The 21,989-nt window shown below is 70.4% G+C and carries 12 protein-coding genes; 3 read left to right on the top strand and 9 right to left on the bottom strand.

Going from position 1 to position 21,989, the window contains the following annotated elements:
• Nucleotides 1–25: 25 nt before the first annotated feature.
• From N5875_RS23330 to N5875_RS23300, 7 genes are all read right to left on the bottom strand, one after another.
• Nucleotides 26–751, bottom strand: a complete 726-nt coding sequence (locus N5875_RS23330; RefSeq protein ID WP_318210929.1) for a hypothetical protein — start codon at nt 749–751, stop codon at nt 26–28.
• 124 nt (nt 752–875) lie between these two features.
• Nucleotides 876–1,406: an SMI1/KNR4 family protein gene (locus N5875_RS23325; protein ID WP_318210928.1), complete on the bottom strand. Its 531-nt coding sequence runs from the start codon at nt 1,404–1,406 to the stop codon at nt 876–878.
• Nucleotides 1,403–12,103 carry a LamG-like jellyroll fold domain-containing protein gene (locus tag N5875_RS23320; RefSeq protein ID WP_338495701.1) on the bottom strand — a complete coding sequence of 3,567 codons (10,701 nt, stop codon included), beginning with the start codon at nt 12,101–12,103 and terminating at the stop codon, nt 1,403–1,405. Before N5875_RS23320 ends, N5875_RS23325 begins: the two co-directional genes overlap by 4 nt.
• 271 nt (nt 12,104–12,374) lie before the next feature.
• The gene (locus N5875_RS23315) at nt 12,375–12,998 is read right to left on the bottom strand and encodes a BMP family ABC transporter substrate-binding protein (RefSeq protein ID WP_318210926.1); all 624 of its coding nucleotides are present in this window, start codon (nt 12,996–12,998) and stop codon (nt 12,375–12,377) included.
• Nucleotides 12,995–13,333, bottom strand: a complete 339-nt coding sequence (locus tag N5875_RS23310; RefSeq protein ID WP_318210925.1) for a hypothetical protein — start codon at nt 13,331–13,333, stop codon at nt 12,995–12,997. Before N5875_RS23310 ends, N5875_RS23315 begins: the two co-directional genes overlap by 4 nt.
• A gap of 135 nt (nt 13,334–13,468) precedes the next feature.
• Nucleotides 13,469–14,215: an N-acetyltransferase gene (locus N5875_RS23305; protein WP_338495698.1), complete on the bottom strand. Its 747-nt coding sequence runs from the start codon at nt 14,213–14,215 to the stop codon at nt 13,469–13,471.
• Nucleotides 14,216–14,275: 60 nt separating this feature from the next.
• Nucleotides 14,276–14,971, bottom strand: a complete 696-nt coding sequence (locus N5875_RS23300; RefSeq protein ID WP_338495696.1) for an HNH endonuclease family protein — start codon at nt 14,969–14,971, stop codon at nt 14,276–14,278.
• A gap of 185 nt (nt 14,972–15,156) precedes the next feature.
• On the opposite strand from N5875_RS23300, the gene N5875_RS23295 reads away from it, so the two are divergent.
• Nucleotides 15,157–16,962 (top strand): VCBS repeat-containing protein, encoded by a 1,806-nt coding sequence (locus N5875_RS23295; protein WP_318210922.1) that lies wholly within the window; start codon nt 15,157–15,159, stop codon nt 16,960–16,962.
• Nucleotides 16,963–17,097: 135 nt separating this feature from the next.
• Here N5875_RS23295 and N5875_RS23290 read toward each other — a convergent pair whose 3' ends face one another.
• A complete protein-coding gene (locus N5875_RS23290) occupies nt 17,098–18,012 on the bottom strand; it encodes a hypothetical protein (protein ID WP_338495693.1) in 915 nt (304 codons plus the stop codon).
• Between the two features lie 99 nt (nt 18,013–18,111).
• Between N5875_RS23290 and N5875_RS23285 the strand changes: the two genes are divergently transcribed.
• Nucleotides 18,112–18,705 carry a TetR/AcrR family transcriptional regulator gene (locus N5875_RS23285; protein ID WP_338495691.1) on the top strand — a complete coding sequence of 198 codons (594 nt, stop codon included), beginning with the start codon at nt 18,112–18,114 and terminating at the stop codon, nt 18,703–18,705.
• A 29-nt stretch (nt 18,706–18,734) separates the two neighbouring features.
• Nucleotides 18,735–20,000: an SGNH/GDSL hydrolase family protein gene (locus N5875_RS23280; protein ID WP_338495689.1), complete on the top strand. Its 1,266-nt coding sequence runs from the start codon at nt 18,735–18,737 to the stop codon at nt 19,998–20,000.
• 23 nt (nt 20,001–20,023) lie between these two features.
• Here N5875_RS23280 and N5875_RS23275 read toward each other — a convergent pair whose 3' ends face one another.
• A complete protein-coding gene (locus N5875_RS23275; RefSeq protein ID WP_338495687.1) occupies nt 20,024–21,988 on the bottom strand; it encodes an NACHT domain-containing protein in 1,965 nt (654 codons plus the stop codon).
• Nucleotide 21,989 lies beyond the last annotated feature (1 nt).

Below are 21,989 nucleotides of genomic sequence, written 5' to 3'. Positions count from 1 at the left end.
GTCCGTCAGCAGGACGCGACCGAGGTCAGTTCAGGGTCTCCAGGACCTCGGCGGGGGCCGGCGCGTGCTCCCGGGCCTCGCCGTCGACGGTCCACGAGCCGTTCCACTCGATCCGCCGGACCTGCCCGTGACGGTTCTCGTACTCCACGAAGCTGCCGGGCGCGCCCTCCAGGAGCTCCAGCTCCTGGAGCAGCACGTCGGGGGTGGTGAAACCACGGAGATCGCCTTCGCTTCCTCCGCCGGTCCTCGTGTTGTCGAACTTCATCCGGAGGAACGGAGCGGCTGCGCGGGTCATGTCCGCCGCGTTCAGCATCCGCTTGAAGCGGAAGAACGCCTCTTCGGACGTCTCGTTCCCGGAGAACTCCCGGACGTACGCCGGGAAGACCCCGACCACGACCTCGTTGAGTTCTTCGTTCCGGCCCACGTAGTAGCCGTGGATCTCGGGCTGGATGGCCACCACGGCGTCGAAGTCGTAGCCCGGGTGGGAGAACCCGGGAACGACCTCGAACGGGCGGGGGTCCTCCCCGAGCCCGGCACGGTGCTCACGCGCGAACGTGAGCACCGCCCGGGCCAGGTCCTCGTCGAAGGAGTCTCGGGCGTTCACCTGATAGATGCGCGTCCCCTCCGCGTTCATCGCGAGCGAGAACACGAACCGGAACATGGGCGACCAGCGCCACGCGCGCGCGAGGCCGGGAAATTCCTCAACCTTCGGAATGTCCCGCACGGCCCCCTCCACATCGACGTCGGTCATACGTTCCGCCTCCACGTGTAGAAATCTGGCAACAGAAAAGGGCGCGCCCTGCGGACAGAGCGCGCCCTCTTCATGACACGCCGGCCACCTCGGAGGTGGCCGGCCGGCGACGGTCAGCCGACCGTCATCCGTCGTTCTCCGCTCGGAGGACCTCCGCCTCGTCGAGGTTCATACCGATCATGTGCCGGAAAAAGTCCGGGAACGAGGGGTACCTCTCGACCTCCGCGCCGGCGATCCAGATCACCGGTGCCGCCACGTCTCCCGACGTCACGGGCATCACGAAGAAGTCGATCGTCGTCGTCGACGCGGCGATCGGCAGGAGGGCGTCACGGTCGAGCCCGGAGCGCACGAGCGCGTCGGGCTCCATCGTGTCCACCAGCATCCGCGCCGTCTCCATGGCCGGGGAGCCGAGGAGCTCCTCGGTGCCGAAGACGTCGATGTCCTGGAACAGAGCGGGCCATCCGTCTGCGGCGAGGAGGAAGGACACGTATGCGCGGTCGAGCTCGTGCCCGAGCCTCCCTGCCACCTCGCGGAGTCGTTCCGCGTCCGCCGGGGGACGCGGCTCCTCGAAGCGCCAGAGCTCATCCGTGTCCGATGCCCGCACGCGTTCCTTGGCGTCCCGCATGCGGCGCATCTCGTCAGGCCAGTCGGTCATGGCGTGCTCGCTTGGTTCCTGTTGTCGACGATGACGAACTTCTTGGGCTTGCAGCCCACGGGGCAGCGCTGCCCCTGGCCGGAGAGGCTGCTGTTGACCTTCAGATCCATGTCGATCCAGGTCGGCGGCGTACCGTGACCCAGCCACATGGCGTCAGGCGCGTGCCCGGCCACCCCAGTGTAGGGAGTGCCCGCGGCTTCGGCCCGCTTGCGCTCCTTCTTCGCCTGCCGGGCCGCGTCGGCGCGGATCGCGCCTCCGGTGGAGACCCGGCCCGTCGGGGACATCTTCCCGTTGGCGATGGCGTCGTTCGTCGCCGCCACGTACGCCTTGAACTGGTCCGCCTGGTCGTCCGTCGCCCATTCGGGGATGCGGACCTCGGCCTCGCCGTTCACATTGCAGTTGTGGACGAGGACCGCGGAGCCCGGATCGACGCCGCCGGAACCGGAGCCGGACGCCGCGTCCGCGGTCGTCACCGAGTCACCCGCGAACACGAAGTACGTGTGCAGGCCCTCGACGCTCAGGTCGTACGTGGTCCGCTGGGCCTTGTACGACGTGACGTCGACGATCGCGGTCGGGGCACCCGTGCCGTTCTGGAGCTTCTGGCCGACCCGGAGGTCGCCCGCCTGCGTCCAGGCGTTGCGGGTGGACTCGTAGAACTGGTGGTGTTCGGTGGTCTGGATCGTCTTCGGACCGGCCTCCGTCGTGATGGTGACATCGACGTAGTCACGGTCGGTCTTGGTGACGATCACCTGCTTGACCTCGTGGACCTCCTTGGTCTTCTTGCCGGGCTCGGCCGTGAGGACCTTGTCGCCCGCCCTGACCTTGGAGATCTGCTTGGTCGTGCCGTCCGCGAGCAGCACCGGCGTGGTTCCGGTGAAGCTGTGCGGCGTTCCGCCGCGACGGATCGGGCAGCCGGGACCGGACGAGGCACCAGGGGAGTCCTTGGCCTTCGGTCCCTTCCCCTTGCCCTTGGCTCCGAACGCACCGCCCATGACGGCACCGATCGTCGCCGCCTTCGCGGCTCCGGCGACCGAGCAGCCCTCCTCGCTGTTCACACAGGAGGTGCCGTACTCGACCGCGCCCGTGAGGGCTTCCTCACCGGCGTTCTCCGCGACGCTCGTCGCGATCTTGCCGGCCGAACCGGAGAGCAGCTTGCCCGCGGCGCTGGCCGCGAGACGACCGCCGACGCCACCGGCGGCACCGGTCACGGCGCCGATGGCGACCGCGCCGAGGAAGCCGCCGACCGACTTCGGACCGTCGCTCATCATGTAGCCGACACCGTTGGCAGCGGCGCCCGCGAGGGCGGCGCAGCCGATGGCTCCGACGCCGGCCGTGATCGCGGTGCAGCCCGCGAAGACGGCGATGCCGGTGGCCACCGAGGCGATGGTCGAGGCGTGTTGCTTGACGAAGTTGGCTGTCGCCTTCGCCGCCTTCTTGACGGCTCTGCCGACCTTCTTGGCTGCCTTGACCACCTTCTTGGCGACGTGTTTGACGGCCTTGGCGACCTTGCGGACCGCCCTCTTCACATGCTTGACGACCTTGTGGGCGACGCGTTTCACGGTCCTGTAGACCCGCTTGACGTATCTTTTGACCTTCCGGACGCTGTCGGCCACGTACCGGACGGCCTTTCTCACCGCCCGCTTGGCCCGCTTCACCACCTTCTTGACGGCCCGCTTGACCTTCTTGGCCGCCTTCTTGACGACCTTGGCGACCTTCTTGACGGCCTTCTTGACGTGCTTGTAGGCCGACTTGACGGTCTTCTTGACCTTCTTCTTGACCTTCTTGACGATCTTGTCGGCCCAGCCCGGCCAGTGACCGGTCGGGTCCATGCCCGTCATCGGGTTGCCGTCCGCGTACGCGTACCGGTTCGCCGAGATCGAGTTCGGGATCCCGCTGAGGGCGACGGTGTCACGGCTGTTGAACTGGCCGGTCTCCGGCGAGTACCAGCGCGCGGCCATGTTGACCTTGGCCGTCTCCGGGTCGGTCCAGCCGGACTGGTAGCCCAGCGAACCGAGCATCGACGCGGACTGGACGACCTTGCCGAACGGCGAGTAGGTCGTCGAGCCGGTCAGCGCCTCGCCCGTGGTGGTGAACTGCGCCACCACGTCCGTGTGCAGGTCCGTCAGGGCCAGCACGGAGCTGACAGCGGTCTTCACACCGATCACGGCGCCCCCGGCGTCCCGGCTGTAGCTCGCCAGACCGTCGGAGGCCACGTCGTTGCCGTCGCCGCTGTACTGGAACGAGTAGAGCGCGCTGCCCGTCTCGTCCTTGGCGTTCAGGACGCGGTCGAGACCGTCGTAGGTGTAGGTGCGGTTTCCTTCCTGGATGACGCGGTTGAAGGCGTCCACCTTCATGGTCGTCACCCGGCTGGCCTCGTCCGTCACCGAGCTGAGCGTGCCGCGCGCGGTGTAGGTGTAGGCGCTGTGGCCGTCCGACGTGAGCCGGTTCCGGGCGTCGTAGGTGTAGGTGTCGCCACCCACCCGGGTCCGGTTGCCGGACGCGTCGTAGCCGTAGACCTCGTTCGTCGTCCCGTTGTTCCAGGACATGACGCGGTCGGCCCAGTCGTACGTGTACGTGTTGGCCGACGAACCGGCGAGCCCCGTCGTCGTCTTCGACGTCAGGTTGTCGTTCGCGTCCCACCCGTATGTGAAGGACGCGAGCGTCTTGCCGGTGGGCGAGGTCAGGGTGTCGGTGGTCGGGCGCTCCAGCTTGTCGTAGCCGAAGGCGCGCTTCGCCTTGCCCGTGCCGTAGTCGATCGACGTCACGTTGCTGTTGACGTCGTAGCCGTACGTCGCCGTCGAACCGGTGACCCCGTCGTTGGCCGTCTTCAGGCGGCCGGCGGTGTCGTAGCCGAAGGTCGACGTGCCCGAGGCGTCGGTGCGGGAGGTCATCCCGCCGTCGCCGTCGTACGCGAAGGACGAGGAGCCCGAGGGCCCGTTCGCCGTCAGGAGCAGACCCCGGTCGTCGTAGGAGAAGGTGTTCTTCTCCTCACCGAGCCCGGCGACGGCCGTGATGCGGTCGTCGGCGTCGTAGTCGTACGTGTGGTCGGCCGTGACGGCCTCCGCACCCGTACCCGACTGGCGGACCAGTCGGCTCTTCGCGTCGTACTCGAAGGAGATGTTCACCCCACCGGGAGAACGGGACTCCTTGATCCGGCCCCCACCGTCGTAGACGGCCGTGAAGGTCCGGTCCGCGAGGTTCGGATGGGTCGGCGTCGACGGCTCGATCTGCGACTCCGGCAGACCCCACGTGTTGTACGTCGTCAGGAACGGGTTGCCCCGCCCGTCGGTGAACCGGGTCTGGTTGCCCGCCGCGTCGTACCCGTAGGTCGTGGTGATCGACTCGGTCGCGGAGACCGGCTCGACGACCTTCGTGATCAGACCCGAGGAGTCGTACGTGAAGGTCTTCGTGTGACCACGGTGGTCGGTCGCCGAGACCATGTTGCCGCCCCGGTCGTAACCGGTGCTCGCCGTACGCAGCACGGCACCCGTCTCGTCCAGGTCGTCCGTCCTCACCAGCTGGCCGAAGCCGTCGTACGTGTTGCGGGTGCTGGTTCCGTCGGGCTCGGTGGCGGTGAGCGGCTGCCCGTCCATGTCGTACGTGAAGCGCGAGACCTTGCCCGCGCTGTCGGTCACCTCGGTGACCTCGCCCTCGGCGTTGTACTTGTACGACTCCGTGACGCCCTGCGGCGACACGATCCGGGACAGCTCGCCGCCCGGCGCGTTGTACTCGTTGATCGCCGTGTAGGCCCGCTGCGTGGGCTGGCGCACGATGTCCGTGCTGGTCAGCTCGCGGCCCAGGTAGTCGTACGTCATCTCCTGGCGGGCGCCGTTCGGCCGGGTGGCCGACAGCTGGTCGCCGTTGGTGGAGTACGTGTACTTCGTCGTACCGCCGCCCGGCTCGGTGACCGAGGCCAGGTCGCCCAGCTGCGTGTACGTGTAGGTGGTGCGGTTGCCGAGCGAGTCGACCTCCGCCGTCACCTGGCCGAGCTTGTTGTACTCGTTGTACGAGGTGGCGCGGATCGGGGCCGACGCACCCGGCGCGAGGTAATCAGGAGCCGTCGTCGACAGTTCCTGGCCCTCCGCGTCGTACGCCGTCGTCACCACGTTGCCGAGCGGGTCCGAGGACTCCGTAGCCTCGCCGAAGGTGTTGTACCCGGTCATCGTGACGGGCCGGACCGAGACCGGGGTCCCGCCGTTCTGCTCCGCCATGACGGCCGGCTCGGTGACCGAGGTCTGCTGGCCGAGCTCGTCGTAGCCGTAGTCCGTGACGTTGCCCGCGGTGTCCGTCTGGGACACCGGCAGACCGCGCTGGTCCAGCTTCCACGTGGTCGAGCGGACCGTGCTGCCCGCGGCCGGCAGGGTGCCGCCCTTGACGGCGGTGACCTGCGCCGCGGTCAGCGCCTCGCTGTAGACCTGGACGTCGTCGATACCGCCCTTGAACTCGTAGTCGTAGTTCCCGGCGCCCATCTTGTGACGGCCGATCTGGAACGGACCGGTCGCCTCCCAGTTGCCCGAGACCGCGACTTCCTGGGCGAGCGTGCCGTTGACGTACAGACGCAGCTTGGACGCCTGGGCGTCGTACATGCCGACCAGGTGGGTCCAGGCTCCGGCGACCGCCGCGGACGGGGCGGAGACCGCCCGGTCGTAGGCGAGGGGCAGTGCGTCCGTCCGCGGACGGGCGAACGCCCAGCCGGTGTTGGCCGCGTAGTACAGCACGAAGCCGTACACGCTGCCGGCGTCCTGCGAGAGGACCGTGCGGCCCGTCGTCAGGTCGGACAGCTTGGCCCACGCGGAGACCGTGAAGCTGCCGGCCGTGTTCACGGCCGGGCCGGAGGCCTGCGCCCAGGAGTTGACGTCACCGTCGAAGACGGCGCTGCCGCCCCGGTCGGTGTTCCAGTGCATCCCGGTGCCGTGGGTACCGGTGTTGTTCGCGCCGGACGAGTCCGCCAGACCGAAGCCCGTCGTCTCGTCCAGCTTGTAGCGGGCCACCGGGGCCGTGGTGCCGTCGTGCGTGGTGGTTCCGGTGATGTTGCCCAGGGCGTCGTACCGGGTGTCCGTGGTGGACACGTCACCCGTCGCCGGGTCGCGGTCCGTCTCCGACACCACGTTGTCGTCCGGGTCGTAGCTGGTCTGCGTGGTCCTGGCGAGCCCGTTGGGGTCGAGGATCTCGGAGACCGTACGGTCGGCCGCGTCCACCGTGAAGGTGGTGCGGGTCTGCCCGTCGTTGGTGACCTGCTCGATCAGGTTGCCGGCGGCGTCGTAGGTGTTCGCCTGCTCCGTGAAGGACTTGCCGGTCTGCGGGTCCTTGCGGACCACGGAGGCCGACAGGCCGTCGTCGGTGTAGGTGTACGCCGTCTGCCAGCCGAGCGAGTCGGTGATCGACGCGAGGCGGCCGGCCGGGTCGTAGGCCCGGGACTCCTGGACGAGCGTCGTCGGAGCCGTCGGGTTGTACGGGTCGCCGGTGTAGCCGAGCAGGCTGGTGGTGAGCGGACGCTGCTCGCCGTCGAAGGTGTAGGTGTTGACGGTCCCCGCGGGGTCCGTCTCCTTCACCTTGTTGCCGTAGGCGTCGTACTCGAACGACGTGGTGTCGCCGCCCGGGTCCGTCCTGGTCGCCAACAGGTTGTTGGCGTTGTACGTCATCGACGTGACGCGCGCCGTGTCACCGCCGGTGAGGTCCTGGACCGTCTGCGACAGGATGTTGCCGTCGGGGTCGTACCCCGTGGTCGTCCTCGCCTGGTGCTTGGCGCCGGTGACCCGGTTGGTGACGGCCGGGGTCGTCTCGGTGAGGACCTGGTCGTTCTTGTCGTACGTCTGCGACGTGACCAGACCGGCCGGGTTCGCGTCCGAGACCTCCTTCTTGGAGATCTCGCGGCCCAGCTTGTCGTACGTGTACTCCACCGAGGCACCGTTGGCGTCGGTGATCTTCGCCAGGTCGCCGTTGGCGAAGTAGGTGTACGTGGTCTTCCGGCCGCCCGGAGTGGTGACCTGCGACACGAGACCCGCCGGCGTGACCGCCGTACCGCCCTCCGCCGCCGGGGTGGTGGCGGTGGTGTACGTGGTCGAGGCCGTCCGGCCGTTCGGGTGACCGGCCACGGGGGGCGTGGTCACCGACAGCAGGTTGCCGCCCGCGTCGTAGGAGTAGCTCGTGAGGTAGGCGTTGTCCGTCGGCCCGGTCGAGCGCCCGTCCCGCTCCGTGAGGAGCAGGTCGTTGCGCAGGTCCATCGGCGGGAAGGCCGTGGTCGAGTCCGGGTAGAAGGTGTAGTACTCCGTCGAGCACTTGTTCGCGGTCGTGTTCTGGCAGGTGGTCTGGGAGACCGCGTTGCCGCGCACGTCGTGACCGGTGATCGAGCGGTTGCCGTTGGCGTCCGTGATGGTGTGCAGGAAGCCGCCGGTGTCGTACCCGTAGGTGGTGCGGTCGCCCTCGGTGTCGATCGCGGCGAGCAGGCGGTTGCCCATCTCGGCGTCGTACACGTAGGTGAGGGTCTTCTCCGTCGGGTCGGTCAGCTTGACCGTCTTGACGGGGGCGATGCCGGAGGACGCCTTGTAGGCCGACCAGTGGGTCGCCACGTCCGCGTCGGTCAGGCCCTTGGAGTGGACCGCGACCTCGGCGATGGAACCGGTGAAACGGCTGACGTCACCCGGCGAGCTGTACCAGCCCTTGCCGAAGCCGCCGCCGATGAACGTCCGGGTGTTGCTCTGGTCGTTCGTGGCCGCGGCGCAGCTGCCCTGCTTGACGCCGTCCAGGTAGAGCGACTGCGTGGTCCCGGCCGAGGCCAGCACCGCGTGGTGCCACTTGTCGTCGGTGACGGTGCCCGTCGAGCCGAGCGTCGAGGTGGCGTTGCAGGCGCTGGTCCACCAGTGACCGTGCAGCTTGCCGTCGGCGCCGACGTACAGCAGGTCGCTGTAGGTTCCCGCGGCCCCACCGGCGTTGTCGAGCGGAAGGCTCTGGTCGCTCATGATCACGCCGGGCTCGGCGGTCTTGAACCACAGCTCCACGGACCGGTCCGGCTTGGCGTGCAGCGGGCCGAAGGGGATCTCCAGGAAGGAGGTGGACCCGTCGAAGGTCGCCGCGCTCGCGTCACCCGGCCCGAAGGGGCCCTCGACGCCCTGGATGACGTTGTTGTACGTACCGAAGCCGGTGTTCACCTGGTTCGCGGCCTGCGCCGCGCCCTGGGTGTCGTCCAGGCGCCAGTAGCCGGCCGGGGCGGAGCCCATGACGGCGGAGCGGTAGACCTGGGACGAGCCGGTGATGGTCGGCGGGTTGAGCTTCCAGGTGCCGCCGTTGCCGTCGGTGGCCTGGAGGACGCGGTCGTCGGTGGTGTCGTAGACGACCGACGCCTGGGTCTTCAGGCCGGGCGTGGTGATCTTCTGGAGCAGACCGGCCGACCGGGTGGCGGAGTCGTACTGCGTCTTGATCACGCCGGCCGAGAGCGGCTCGGAGAAGATCGCGACCTCGGCCATCTGGCCGTTGAAGTGCCCGAGCTTGTCGTTCGGGTTCATCGCCGGCCAGCCCATGGTGTTCACACCGGCGCCGAGGGAGATGTACGGCTGCACCCAGTCGTTGATGGTGCCGCTGAGCGAGCCGACCGCCGCACCGTCGAGGTACAGGGTCTGGCTGTTGGCGACACCGGTCAGGACGGCGTTGTGCCACTGGCCGTCGGTGACGACCGGGGTGGACGTGATCGTCGTCATGCAGCCCGGCGACATCGCCAGGCAGCCGCGCAGCTTGCCGTCGGTGCCCACGTACACCGCGGGGGTGTTCTTCGTGGTGTTGGCCACCGGGTCGGGGTCGCTGAGGGGCTTGTCGCCGTAGTAGAAGAGCACGCCTCCGGCGGTGCTCGTCTTGAACCACAGCGAGACGGAGGTGTACGAGGGCGTGGCGCCCGGCGCGGCCGGCATCTCGACGTACGAGGTGGTGCCGTTGAAGGTGGCCGCCTTCTGGGTGGAGCCCGCGAGGGGACCCGTCCCGCCCAGCGTCACGTTCTTGTACGTGCCGTTGTACTGGCCCTGGTTCGCGTCGAGGGCGTCCTTCGCGACCGTGCCCGACGTCTCGCCGAGCCGCCAGTAGGCGAACGGGTCGGCGTCGAGGACCGTGGTGCGGTAGTGGTTGCCGGTGGCGTAGGTGTACGTCGTGCACTTGGACCAGTCGGCCGGCGGGCACACCTTGGTGAGCTGGTCACCGGTGTGGGTGTACTGCCAGGTCTGGACCGAGTTCGCGTCCCCGGCCGTGGCCTGGTCGGTGTAGACGGTCTGGACGTGCCAGGCGGTGGCCGAGGCCGGCTGGTACCAGGTCAGGCCCAGGTTCCGCTTGGAGACCTCGTTCGTGATCTTCGTGAGGCGCTTGTTGGCGTCGTACGTGAAGGTCTCGGTGCGGCCCGCGTAGTCCTTGATGCTCTTCAGCGCGTAGGTGCCGGCCTTCGCGGTCGCCTGGGTGAAGGCGTACTCCGTGAAGTCCTTGTCCGTCAGCGCGTAGCCGCCGGTGACGGCCGCGAGGCGCGCGTAGCGGCCCAGCGGGGGCACGAAGGTGCCGTCCGAGTTGCGGCCGAAGGCGACCTGCTCACCACCCGGGTAGGTGATGATCACGCTGGTGAGGGCGCCGGTGCCGTCCTTGACCTCGACGGCCTTCATGTCGACGATCGTCGACCAGCCGGCGCCGAAGGCGGAGTCGACGCGGGGGTCGAGGCTGTTGTAGGAGCGCTCGATCTCCAGCGACGGGCCGATCACCGGCACGTCGGCGTCGGTGTCCTCGGTGGTGTAGTTGCCGTCCGAGGGGTCGAACTCGTGACCATCGGTGTTCATCGACAGGCCCGAGGTGACCGGCGGCTGCGGCACGGCCGTGGTGAAGCGGCTGCCCTCCACGACGGCCGAGGTGCCGTCGCTGGCCTCCGCGTACCAGTCGTAGTTCTTCGACCACTTCAGTTTGCCGGCGGGAACCTTCCAGCTGCCCTTGGTGATCGCGCCGGACGTGGCCACCAGGGTGGGGGTGCCGGTGGCGTCGCCGTCGTAGACCTCGAAGGTGTACGACAGGGGGTTGGGTCCCTTGTCGGCGTCGCTCGCGTAGACGAGCAGCTCCGGCTGGAGGGTGTTGGCCTGGAAGTTGGCCGGCGGGTACTGGGCGTTGATCTGCGGCGCCGTGTTCGGCGTGTAGGTCAGGTCCAGGGCCGGACGGAAGCCGGCGGTCGCCGAGTTGTCCGAGTGGAACTTCTTCCAGTGGAGCATGTCGTTGGTCGGCGCGGTGAGCGCCAGACCGTAGTTCGCGGCCCCGCCGGCGACATTGTTGAACCACGTCGTGTTGAGCGAGACCGGCATGCGCACACCGACGCTCGCCGAGCCGGAGCTGTTGGAGCAGGAGGCTCCGGGCGCCGGGGTGGCGGTGCCGATCGCGGCGCCGAAGGACGGGCCGGGGTACGCCGTGACGGCGGACGGCGTCCACGACTGCGTGATCGGGTGCACCGAGAACGACTGGGCCGCGCAGGTCGAGGACCACAGGGCGTACACGTTCAGGGTGGCGGCGGTGACCCGCTGCCCCGCGAGCGTGGTGCCGAGGGAGTTGAACTGGAGGAACGAGTTCGTCTTGTTGGTGCCCGAGTCGTACGAGCCGACCTTGATCTGGGTCTCGGTGGAGTGGTCCCCGCCGATGGTGTTCTGCGTGTACGTCGAGTTCGACGCGGTCACGGTCGGGTCGACGGTCACCGGGTAGACGCGCGCGGGGTCGTCGAGCCAGGCGCGGTCGGCGGTCATCCGCAGGGCGGGCTGCCCGTCGGCCTTGCCGTCGACGGTCGTCAGCTCGTAGGTGACGGCCCGGGACTGGGCGCGGTCGCCGGAGCGCGGGTCGACCTTGGAGTCCTCCATGTACGCGTGCGGGATGGTCGCGGTGACCTTGCCGTCGGCGTCGGTGAACTCCACGTCGCCGTCGGCGGCGACGCGGGGGGTGAGGCCCTTGAGGTCGAGCGGGAAGACCCAGGAGTTCTCGGCCCGCGGGGAGCGCAGGACGATGTTCTCCTTGAAGCCCTCGGCGAGCGGCACGAGCTGCACGTCGGTCTCGGGGAGGACCCCGGCGTACGTGAGGGTGCCGTCGGCGTCGACGGTGGGCTCGGTCTTCGCCGCGTCCCGCAGGGCGTAGGCGAGGGAGCGGCCCTTGCCGAAGTCGACGGAGGCGAGGGCCTTGTCGGCGGCGGTCGGCGCGAACTCGACGTCGAGGGAGTTGGCCGTCTGCTGGAGACGTCCGTCCTTGTCCTCGGTCAGGCTCGTGTCGATGGCCTTCCACGTGCCGTCCGCGGCCTTGAAGTTCGTGCGGCCGGGGTAGTGGCGGACGGTGGTGGAGCCGTCGGCGTTGACGTAGTGGTCCGAGGTGGCCGTGGACTTCTTCGCGTCGCGCTTGCTGGTGCGCGCGTCGAAGCTCTTGGCGTTGCCCGGCGCCTTGCCGGTGCGGGTCTCGGCGGGGTCGTCGGTCTCCCGCTCGAACAGCGGGAGTTCGCCCTTGCCCTTGCCGGGCTTGCGCCCGGCCTTGCCTTCGAGGCTCGTGGCGTCGGAGGAGGCCGCGTGGCTCTTGCCACGGGCCGTGCCGCCCTGCTGGTCAGGGGTGTCGAGAGGGTTCTCGCTCACCCACTTCCACAGCCCCGAGAGGGAGAGCTTGGGCATCTTCACCGGTTCGAGCGTGACGCCCGCGGCGAGCGCCGACTCGGTGGTGATCATGAGGAACAGTGAGATGAGTACGGAAAGAGCCGTAGCCCTCAGCCTGCGTCTGCCGGTGCGACCCGGTGGGAACAGGCGAGGGCTACGGACCCGGCGTATACGCATGGGCCAGCCTTTACTAACGCGATGCTTACAAAGCTTCGCGAGCCTGCCCGATGACAGATCACCAGTTCACACCAGGGTGCCGAACTTTACTCTCGCTTTACTCGACGGAGGGAACCCTTCCGGACAACTCCGCCCCGGACACCCGGACAGGACGCCCTCCGGCCCGTCAGCCCTCGCCGGCCAGGCGCTTCACCGTCGCCGTGATGTCGTCCTTCAGGGACGCCCCGGGCGCCACCCGGACCAGGTTGCCGTGGGCCGCGCCGCCCGCCTCACCGACCGTCACGAACCGGACCTTCGGGTTCTTTTCCACCGCCGCCTCGGCGGCCGCCACCTGCGGGGCGCCCGAGGCGACGACGATCTCGCAGTCCCGCTGCACCAGACCGTTGAGGAACGGACGGGCGTTCGCCACCGACTTCTCCCCCATCACCGGTACGAACGTCACGCGGATGCGCTTGTCCAGGGACGCCGCCTGCATCCCCTCCCAGACGGGAGCCGCCGGCGCGCCGGTCACGATGCCCCGCTCGTCGGTCAGCAGACAGGCGTCGTAGTCCTGATAGGCACGGGCCCGGGTGTCGGGCGGGGTGCCCGGACCCTCCGACCCGGCGAACATCCGGGCGCCGACGAGACCGAGGGCGAGGACCAGGACCGAGCCGAGGGCCCAGCCGACCCGGCCGCGCAACGCCCCCGCACCCGCGGCGAGCAGCCCGGGAACCCGGGCCGCCCCGGACTCCGCCGCCTCCTTCTTGGCCGCCTCCCGCTCGGTGACGCGCCAGGCACGACGGGTCTTCACCGGCCGGCCTCCTTGACGGTGAGGCAGTGCGCCGCCGCGCCCAGGGTGGTGGCCGCGAGCAGCACCACGTCGAGGAGGTACGCCGCGCCGTGGGTCTCCTCGGGCGTCAGCGCGATCTGGAAGCACCAGCCGACCGACGCGGCCGTGAACAGCAGCGCCGCGAGCCAGTCGTTCCGCGTCCCGCGCCGCAGGGCGAGCGTGAGCGAGGGAACGAAGCCGAGGACACCGAGACTCAGCAGCGGCACCAGCGCGAGCCCGATCCGGGCCCGCCGGCCCGGCAGCTCCTTGGGGCGCGGGGACTCCGCGCCCTTCTCCAAGCGGACGGCCTGGTTCACGATTCGCGGGACCTCTCACGGAGGCGCACGCCGGGGGCGGGGCGCACGGGTGTACGACAGGGGACGCCGTACGGTACATCCCCCGCCCCGAAGATCACCCCCGGGGTCCCGCTCGTCGGCGGGGCCCCGTACGCGTCAGAGGCTGTGCCGCACCCACACATTGGGCTCGACGTAGACCGCGTAACCGCGCGAGGCCTCGCAGTGGACGGGCACGAGCGCGCCCTCGACCTCGACCGGGCCGTCCGCGTCGAAGGCGAGGCCGGTCCACTTGCGCCACTGCTCGACCGAACCGGAGACGGTCATCGAGGCCGGGGCCACCGCCTCGATGACACCGCCCGCGCGGACGTGGACGCGCAGCCAGGCGTCGTGCGGCAGGCCGTCGGCCTCCCGCGTGCGGAACGCGTACTCGTGGATGGAGGCCGCGGCCTCCAGGTGCTTGCCGTTGGGGCGGACCGGGGCGACCAGCTCGGAGAACCCACGGCGCACGGCGTTCTCCCGCATGGCGGCCAGCATCCGGTGCGAGATGCCCTGGCCCAGGGCGCTCGTGTCGACCGTGATCTCGATGGCGCTGACGGTGTCGGCCTCGCGGCCGTGCTTCAGGTCGGAGAACGCCCAGAGCAGCACCTCGTCCCAGCCCCGCGCGGGCAGCTCGCGGCGCCCGTCGACGTCGAGGCGGAAGGGAACGCTGAAGCCACGGGCGACGACCTTGCCCTCGGCGTCGGTGGCGACGAGCACGTACTCCGGCAGCTCACGCACGATCCGCCCGATGTTCGCCCAGCCCACCGGGTCGTACATCATGAACTCGGGCCAGAGGTCGCGCATGCCCCACATCGGCCCTTCCAGTTCGGGGCGCTCGGCAAGGGTCGATATGTTCAGGTCCATGCGGGCAGAGTAAAGATCATTTCCCCTCGCGCCAACAGGATTTCTCCTCCGCGGCGAGCGCTACGGAAGCCTCTGCTGCGGGCAGGTGGTGAGGACCCGCCTCATCGCGTCCCGCTCGCCGCCCGTCACCCACACCCCGTACTTCTTCTTCACGGCGATCTGCCGGGCCACGTACGTGCAGCGGTACGCCTTGTTCGGCGGCAGCCAGGTCGCCGCGTCGCCGTCGGACTTGCGGCGGTTGGTGGAGGCGTCGACGGCGAGCAGGTTGAGCGGGTCGTTGGCGAACCGGCGCCGGGTCTCCCCGTCCCACTTCCCCGCCCCCTTCTGCCAGGCGTCGGAGAGCGCGACGACATGGTCGATGTCGACCTTGCTGCGCCCCCGGACGAAGCGGACGGTGGTCCCGGTGTACGGGTCGTCGGTGAGCGTGCCGGAGGCGATCTTGCAGCGGCCGTCGGTGAACCGGACGCCGGTCAGGTCGCGCTTGAGTATGTCGTCCCGGGTCCCGCAGCCGTTGCCGTCGACGTCCGCCCAGGCGCGTCCGAACTTCTCCCGCTCGTAACCGGTCTTCGGGGCGCGGCCCTTGACCGTGAGCGTCTCCACGGCGGCGAGGGCGGTCCCCCGCGCGGCGGGCCTGCCGCCCGCGCCATCGCCGGATTCCGGACTGTCGGCCCCGGGCGAGCAGGCGGTGGTGACGAGCGCGGCGACGGCGAGCGCCGAGGCGGCCAGGACTGATCGAAACGTCCGTTCTGTGAGCATCCGGAGATTCTAGGCCGGTCGCGGACGCCGAGACCTGGACGGTCGACCACCCGCTTTCCGAATGGAACGCGCATTCGACTAACGTTCACCCCTTCCATAACGCTCCATCAGGAGGGGTTCACTTGCGAAGATTCGGACCGGTCAGGGCCCTTTTGGCCACCTTGGCCTTCATATGCGCGGCGACGATGGTGTCCGCACCTCAGGCGCTGGCGGACACGGTGTCCTACGCGACCGCCCCGCCCATCAGGACGTTCACGTACAACATCTGTGGCAGCAGTGGCACCGAGGGATGCAACGCCACGCGGGAGGAGGACGACGCCCGCCACAAGACGATCGTCGACGAGACGGCGGGCGGCGTCTGGAACGCCGACTACATCTTCCTCGTCGAGATCTGCAGCTACCAGTTCAACCGCATGGACGCGAGCCTCAAGCCCCGCGGCTACACCGGTCGCTTCGTCGAGACCGTCCCGGCCGCGAGCCTCTACAACTCGGCCGGCCGGCCGCTCTGCGTCGACTCGTCCGGGAGCGGCACCCCCCGCAGCTACGGCATGGCCGTGTTCGTCCGAGGCTCCTTCGTCGAGTCCACGAACCTCACCCTGGACACGAAGGCCGCGATCCAGCAGACCGTTCCGGGCGCCAACGGCGAGGACATCAAGTCCCCCTGCATCAAGTCCTGGGTGCAGAACCGCCTGACCTGGGCCTGCTCCGTACACCTGTGGTGGGGCGCCCCGAACGTCCCCACCGACCCCGGCCCGGACGCCACCGCCGCGGAGATCGCCGCGTACAAGGACAAGCTGGCGCGGCACCAGGTGATGACCAGGGAGGCCGACGCCCTGGTCAGCAAGTCCAAGGAGTGGGAGCAGGCGGGCATCCCCGTCATCCTCAGCGGCGACTTCAACTCCTCGCCCTGGGGAGACGTCCTCAACCGCTTCTACGAGCCGGCCACCGGCGACGGCGCGTACGGCACGTTCATCGAGGCCGACGAGACCGACTTCGACGACATCAGCCCGTACGGCAACTGCCAGACCCCCGGCCTGACGCGGTGCCGGGTGGGCGAGCTGACGATGTACGAGTCGACACACCAGACCCGTGTGCAGAAGCTCGACTACACCTTCTTCAGCGCCCAGTTCTTCCGCGGCGTGGTCGGTGACGTACCCGCCGAGCCGAAGACGACCACCGGCAAGTGGATCTCCGACCACCTGCCGCTCCGCGGAGCGGCCTATTGGAAGGACTGCGGCGCCCACGAGGCCACCCCCGGCGCCGTGTACCGGCGTGACGCGGCCGGCGGGCTCTACCGCTACGAGGGCCGCGCCACCGGTGACACCGCCTCCCTCGCCAAGCCGTGCAAGGTCGGCTTCGGCTGGGGCATGATGAAGGAGGTCGCCCGGCAGGGAACGACCCTTGCCGCCATCGACACGGCCGGCGTCCTGTGGCACTACCCGCTCAGCCCGGTGGACGGTACGTACTCCGGCGGCACCCGCCACCAGGCCGGCACCGGCTTCCTGACCGACGACGCGCTCCTCGCCCCCGGCGACTTCGACGGTGACGGCACCGCCGACCTGATCACCCGCGTCGCGGACAAGCTCTGGCTCCACAAGGGAACCGGGGAGAACAGCTACGCCCCGCGCACACAGATCCTGGACACCAGCGGCGACTGGGCCGGCTACCGGTCCGTGGTCGCCACGGACTTCGCCGATACGGTGAACGCGCCCGGCACGGCCGACCTCCTCGCCATCGACGAGGCCGGCAACCTCTGGCTCCAGGAGGGGAAGGGCGACGGAACCCTCGCCGAGCGCAGGGCGATCGGCCACGGCTGGCAGGTCTACGACGAGCTCGCCGCCCCCGGCGACCTGAACGGCGACGGGAAGGCCGATCTGATCGGCCGTGAGTCCGCGGGAGACCTCTACTTCTACAAGGGCGACGGCGCCGGCGGCTACGCCCCGCGCGTGAAGGTCGGTTCGAGCTTCCCCGCCGGGGAGATGCTCTTCTGATGCTCTTCTGAAGGGCTTCTGATGCGCTTCTGATGCGCTTCTGACGCGCTTCAGATCAGACGGGGGAAGGGGCCCGGGTGTCGCACGTGCGACACCCGGGCCCCTTCGCGTTCCCCGGCACCTGACCGCCCCCGCTCACACCTTGCCGATGCCCAGCGTGTTCTCGGAGGGCAGCAGGCCGGAGCCGATCGCGGCGAGCCAGGGCCCGCCGAGCAGTTCCGCGAGGCGGGCCGTGCCGTCCGGGCCGAGGGCGGTCCAGGGGGCGGCGGCGAGTTCGTCCGTACGCCGCTCGACCTCGGCGCGCAGGGCGCGGCCGGCCTCGGTGGCGAACCCGTCCGCGTCCACCAGCCCACGGGCGGCGAGGCGGGCGCGCGCCGCCGCCCACTCCTCGCCGCTCCAGCCCCGGCTCTCGAAGACCCGCTCGGGCGCGGCGCCGACCGCCGCGAAGGAGACGAGCGACTCGACCGGGTCGAGCCCCGCGTCGACGAGGGCGCCGATGTGTCCGTCGCCCCGGTGCTCGCGCAGGATCGTCGCGGCCTGCCAGAGGACCAGGTGCGGGGCCTCGGGCCAGGGCAGGGCGGCGTTGGCGGCGGCGAGCGGGCGCTGCTCCGCCCCTGCCGCCCCTGCCGTCCCCTCCGCCCCAGCCGCCTCGGCGGCACGCCGGGCGAGGGCGGCGGCCTCGGCGAGCTCAGGACTCTTGACCGTGTCCTCGCCGAGGACGGCCCGGTAGGTGCGGTCGACGGCCCGGAGCCGGGCGGCGAGCACGGCGGCGGGCTGCGCGGGCGGGTTCGGTGCCGCCTCGCCCGGGACGTACCGGGCGACCATCCCGGGGCTGAAGCTGTAGAACACCGAGGTCACCAGGGCCGGGCCGGGCGCGCCGAGCGGCGCGGCCCGCCAGGCGAAGTAGGAGGGCCAGCGCTCGCCGGTGTCGTAGCCGAGGGCGGCGGCCTCGTCGAAGGCCTCGGGGGCGTAGTAGAGCAGGGCGTGCAGGGGTTCGAGCAGGTGCCACATCTGACGTACGCGTCCGGGTTCCACGGCGTGCTCCCTCATCTTCGACCGCCTTGTCGACCACATCATCTTGTCACTGACAAGATGATGTGCCCGCGCCCGTGAACTTGTCAATGACTAGATGAGGGCTAGGCTGCCGCCATGACGAGCCGGAACCGGAACACCTACCACCACGGCGACCTGCGGCAGTCCGTCCTCGACGCCGCCCTCGACGTGATCACCGCCGAGGGCCCCGGGGCGCTGAGCCTGCGTGACCTCGCGCGCCGCGCGGGCGTCTCGCACGCCGCACCCGCCCACCACTTCAAGGACCGCACCGGACTCCTCACCGCGATCGCCACCGAGGGGTACGACCTCCTGGCCGTGGCCCTCGCCGGAACGCCCGAGCTGCGCGAACGCGGGGTCGGCTACGTACGGTTCGCGACGGCCCACCCCGCCCACTTCCAGGTCATGTTCCAGCCGGAACTGCTCCGCGCCGACGACCCGGACCTCCTCGCCGCCAAGGAACGCGCCTCCGCCGAACTCCGCGCGGGCGTCGCCGGCCTGACGGACGTCCCGGACGCCCGGGCGGCGGGCATCGCGGCCTGGTCGCTCGCCCACGGTTTCGCGACGCTGCTCCTGACGCACAACGTGACCGGTGCGGTGGGCGACCGGGACCCCGAGGAGTACTTCCGCGAGCTCACCGGCCTGCTCTTCACGGCCCAACTCCCGCCGGGAGATGCCGAGCGAGGGGAATAGCCCGCGTCAGTCAGCAATTGACGGAGGACATGAGTGCCACACACACCCTCCGTCGTACCGCGATAGCCGTACTCACCACGGCGACCCTCGCCTTAGCCCCCACCGCCCTCGCCACCCCCGACCACGCGGGATCCGGATCGCCCTGGCGCGGCGCCTGGGCCGCGTCCCCGCAGGCGCCCAGCGCGCCCCTCGCCCCCAACTGGTCGCAGCAGGGCTTCGACAACCACACCGTGCGGCAGGTCGTCCGCGTCACCGCCGCCGGCACGCGGGCCCGGATCGAGCTGAGCAACCGTTACGGCACCACCCCGCTGCGCGTCACCGGCGCGACCGTCGCCCGTACGGCCGAGGGCGGTGCGGTGCGCGCGGGTTCGGTCCGCACCCTGCGCTTCGACGGCCGCTCGTCCACGACGATCCCGGTCGGCGGCACCCTCCTCAGCGACGGTACGCCGTTCCCGGTCGAGGCCTTCGAGTCGCTGACCGTCACCCTCTACCTGGCGGGCGAGACCGGCCCGGCCACCTTCCACCAGTTCGCGGGCGCCACCAGCTACCGGGCCGCCGGCGACCACCGCGCGGACGTGTCCGGCTCGGCCTTCACGGAGACCGGCACGTCCTGGTACTTCCTGTCGGGCGTCGAGGTGACCGGCGGCCGCGACTCCGCCCGACGCGACGGCATCGTCGCCTTCGGCGACTCGATCACCGACGGCGTGGGCTCCGCGACGGATGCGGACAACCGCTATCCGGACGAGCTCGCCGAGCGCCTCGCCGCGGCGGGCAGCCCGCGCGCGGTCCTCAACCACGGGATCGCGGGCAACCAGGTCGTCAACGACACGACCTGGGCCGGCGAGAAGGCCCTGACCCGCTTCCGCGAGGACGTCCTGAACGAGCGGGGCGTCCGTACGGTCATCCTCTTCGAAGGCATCAACGACATCGGCGGCAGCACGGTGACCTTCCCCGCCGCGCCCACCCCCGACGTCTCCGTGACCGAACTGATCAAGGGCCACCGCACCCTGATCCGCCAGGCCCACGCCAAGGGCCTGAAGGTGATCGGCTCGACCCTCACCCCGGTCAAGGGCTCCTTCTACGACACCCCGGCCAACGAGGCCAAGCGGGACGCCTTCAACGACTGGGCCCGCACCTCGGGCGCGTACGACGCGCTCGTCGACCTCGACCGCGCGGTCGCGGACCCGACGGACCCGGACCGCATCCTCCCCGCCTACGACTCGGGCGACGGCCTCCACCCGAACGACGCGGGCTACCGCGCGATGGCCGAGGCGCTGGACCTGGACGAGCTGTAGCCGCCGCGGCACCCCGTCCCGTACTACGGCACGGGGTGCCGCAGCAGCCACTCCTGGAACTCCCGGTGCCGGAACTGATAGGCGACACCGGAGGTCCGCATGAGCCCGGCGGAGACGGACCAGTCGAGGAAGCGGGCGAGGCGGAACGGGATGTCACGGCGGAGGAGGACGACGACGGCGTACTCGACCACCGCCCAACCCCCGAAGGAAGCGGTCACGGGCAGCACGAGCGCCAGGCCCGCGTCCAGCAGCTGGCGATCGTCCATCCTCGCCATCCAGGAGACCGCGGCCTGCGCGACGAGGAGCGCGGACCAGAAGTAGACCCCACCCCTGACCCAGCCCGGCGGGCCCACCGTGGCGACGTCCAGACGCGCGGTCATCTGGTTCAGGTAGAGGATCGAGGCCAGCGAGAGAATGACGAGGAGGAACAGCCAGTCCTCCGCGTTCTCCCACACCAGGGCGGTGGCGGCGAGCACCGCCAGCACCAGGTACGAACCGATCCCGAGCAGCATCAAGAGGCGATGTCGTCCCGGCTGCCACGCACGTCGCAGGCCCACGCGCCACAGCGGACTCCCGATCCTCGGCATGTGCCACACCTGCTGGGCATCGTCCCCGTTCATGACCACGGACGAGAACAGGCAGACGACCGTCACGGCGAGCCCTGCCGCGGCCGCCCACCCCCGGCCGAACACCGGGGCCACCCCGACCATCGCGGCTGCCCCACTCGCCAGTGCCATCGTTCCGAGCGCCACGGCCCGCGGCCACCTGCCCGCGAACCGCCCGCCGAAGTCCCACAGCGGCAGGTCCGTCGCTCCGTCCATGTGCGTCGCCAGCGCACTCAGCCAGCGGTGGACGTCCTCGGGCCGGAACCGCCCGGGGGCGTGCGGGGCCCTCTCCACCGCCGCCTTCACATAGCGGCCGAGCAACAGCTCCGCCACGGCGTCCGGGGTCGCGGGGACCAGCAGCTCCCCGGGGTCGCCCGCACGGTCGTAGACGATCGCCACCAGCGTCAGCCGCCACGGCGTGGAGAGCGCGCGGGAGAGGACGCCCCCCGGCGCGGTCCGCAGCTCGTCGAGGACCGGATCCCACAGCGCCGGGCGACGGGCCGCGTCACGCCGGGCCAGGAAGTCCACCGCCTGCGCCGGGGTCACCGAGGCGATCTCCAGGCGGGCCGCGTCCAGGATGTGACTGCCCGCCGCCTCCAGCGCGTCGTACTCCCGCGACCGGCAGGTGAGGACCAGCGGCGCCGGGTCGGTGCCGTCCTGATAGCCGCTCAGGGCGTCCAGGGCACGGGCCGCCCGGGAGCCCTCGGGGGCGGTCCCCGTCGCGTCCATCTCGTCCAGGCCGTCCAGGACCGGCAGGACCATGCGGGCGGCGACGACCCGGCGGGCGGACACGGGCGGCAGGCCGTAGTCGCGTTGGATGTGCCGGGTCAGCCAGTCGCGGAAGGGCTCGCCCGCGTCCCAGTCGGCCAGGGAGATCAGCACCGGCACCGGTTCGTGCTCGGCCCGCACCTCGATCAGCTTCATCACGAACTTGCGCGCCAGGACCGTCTTCCCGGCCCCCGGCTCCCCCGTGATCACCATCCGCCGGGGCCGCAGGTCGCGGTAGTCCTCCACGACCCGTTCGAGCCGCCCCGCAGGTGTCGCCGGGAGCGCGGCCGCACGGGCACCGGCGTACGGGCGGAAGGCGAAGGTGACGTCGATGGCCTTGAGGTCACCGCCCAGGGAACTGGTCCACTGGGGCTCGCCGATCGCCTTCACCTCCCGGGCCAGCCGGGCGACCGCCTCCGCGTCCGCGTCCTCCGGCCGCCGCCACAACGTCGCGAGCACCGCGACCCCGCCCACCACCGCGCAGACCATCGCGATCAGGTCCGTCCGCTCGGACAGCTCCATCGGGCCCGCGGCGTCCTCGCCGTCCAGCGCCCACAGGACGCCCGCCGCCCCCAGGGCGAGCAGGCCCGCCCCCAGCAGCCACCCTCGCAGCATC

It is taken from the genome of Streptomyces sp. SJL17-4, from assembly GCF_036826855.1.
Classification (GTDB): Bacteria; Actinomycetota; Actinomycetes; order Streptomycetales; family Streptomycetaceae; genus Streptomyces.
This window is presented reverse-complemented; position numbering and strand designations above follow the sequence as displayed.

Bases quoted from the DNA above. Each gene is read 5' to 3' on its own strand.
- N5875_RS23330 (WP_318210929.1), bottom strand. From the start codon at position 751: ATGACCGACGTCGATGTGGAGGGGGCCGTGCGGGACATTCCGAAGGTT.
- N5875_RS23325 (WP_318210928.1), bottom strand. From the start codon at position 1,406: ATGACCGACTGGCCTGACGAGATGCGCCGCATGCGGGACGCCAAGGAA.
- N5875_RS23320 (WP_338495701.1), bottom strand. From the start codon at position 12,103: ATGATCACCACCGAGTCGGCGCTCGCCGCGGGCGTCACGCTCGAACCG.
- N5875_RS23305 (WP_338495698.1), bottom strand. From the start codon at position 14,215: ATGGACCTGAACATATCGACCCTTGCCGAGCGCCCCGAACTGGAAGGG.
- N5875_RS23300 (WP_338495696.1), bottom strand. From the start codon at position 14,971: ATGCTCACAGAACGGACGTTTCGATCAGTCCTGGCCGCCTCGGCGCTC.
- N5875_RS23295 (WP_318210922.1), top strand. From the start codon at position 15,157: ATGGTGTCCGCACCTCAGGCGCTGGCGGACACGGTGTCCTACGCGACC.
- N5875_RS23290 (WP_338495693.1), bottom strand. From the start codon at position 18,012: ATGAGGGAGCACGCCGTGGAACCCGGACGCGTACGTCAGATGTGGCAC.
- N5875_RS23285 (WP_338495691.1), top strand. From the start codon at position 18,112: ATGACGAGCCGGAACCGGAACACCTACCACCACGGCGACCTGCGGCAG.
- N5875_RS23280 (WP_338495689.1), top strand. From the start codon at position 18,735: ATGAGTGCCACACACACCCTCCGTCGTACCGCGATAGCCGTACTCACC.
- N5875_RS23275 (WP_338495687.1), bottom strand. From the start codon at position 21,988: ATGCTGCGAGGGTGGCTGCTGGGGGCGGGCCTGCTCGCCCTGGGGGCG.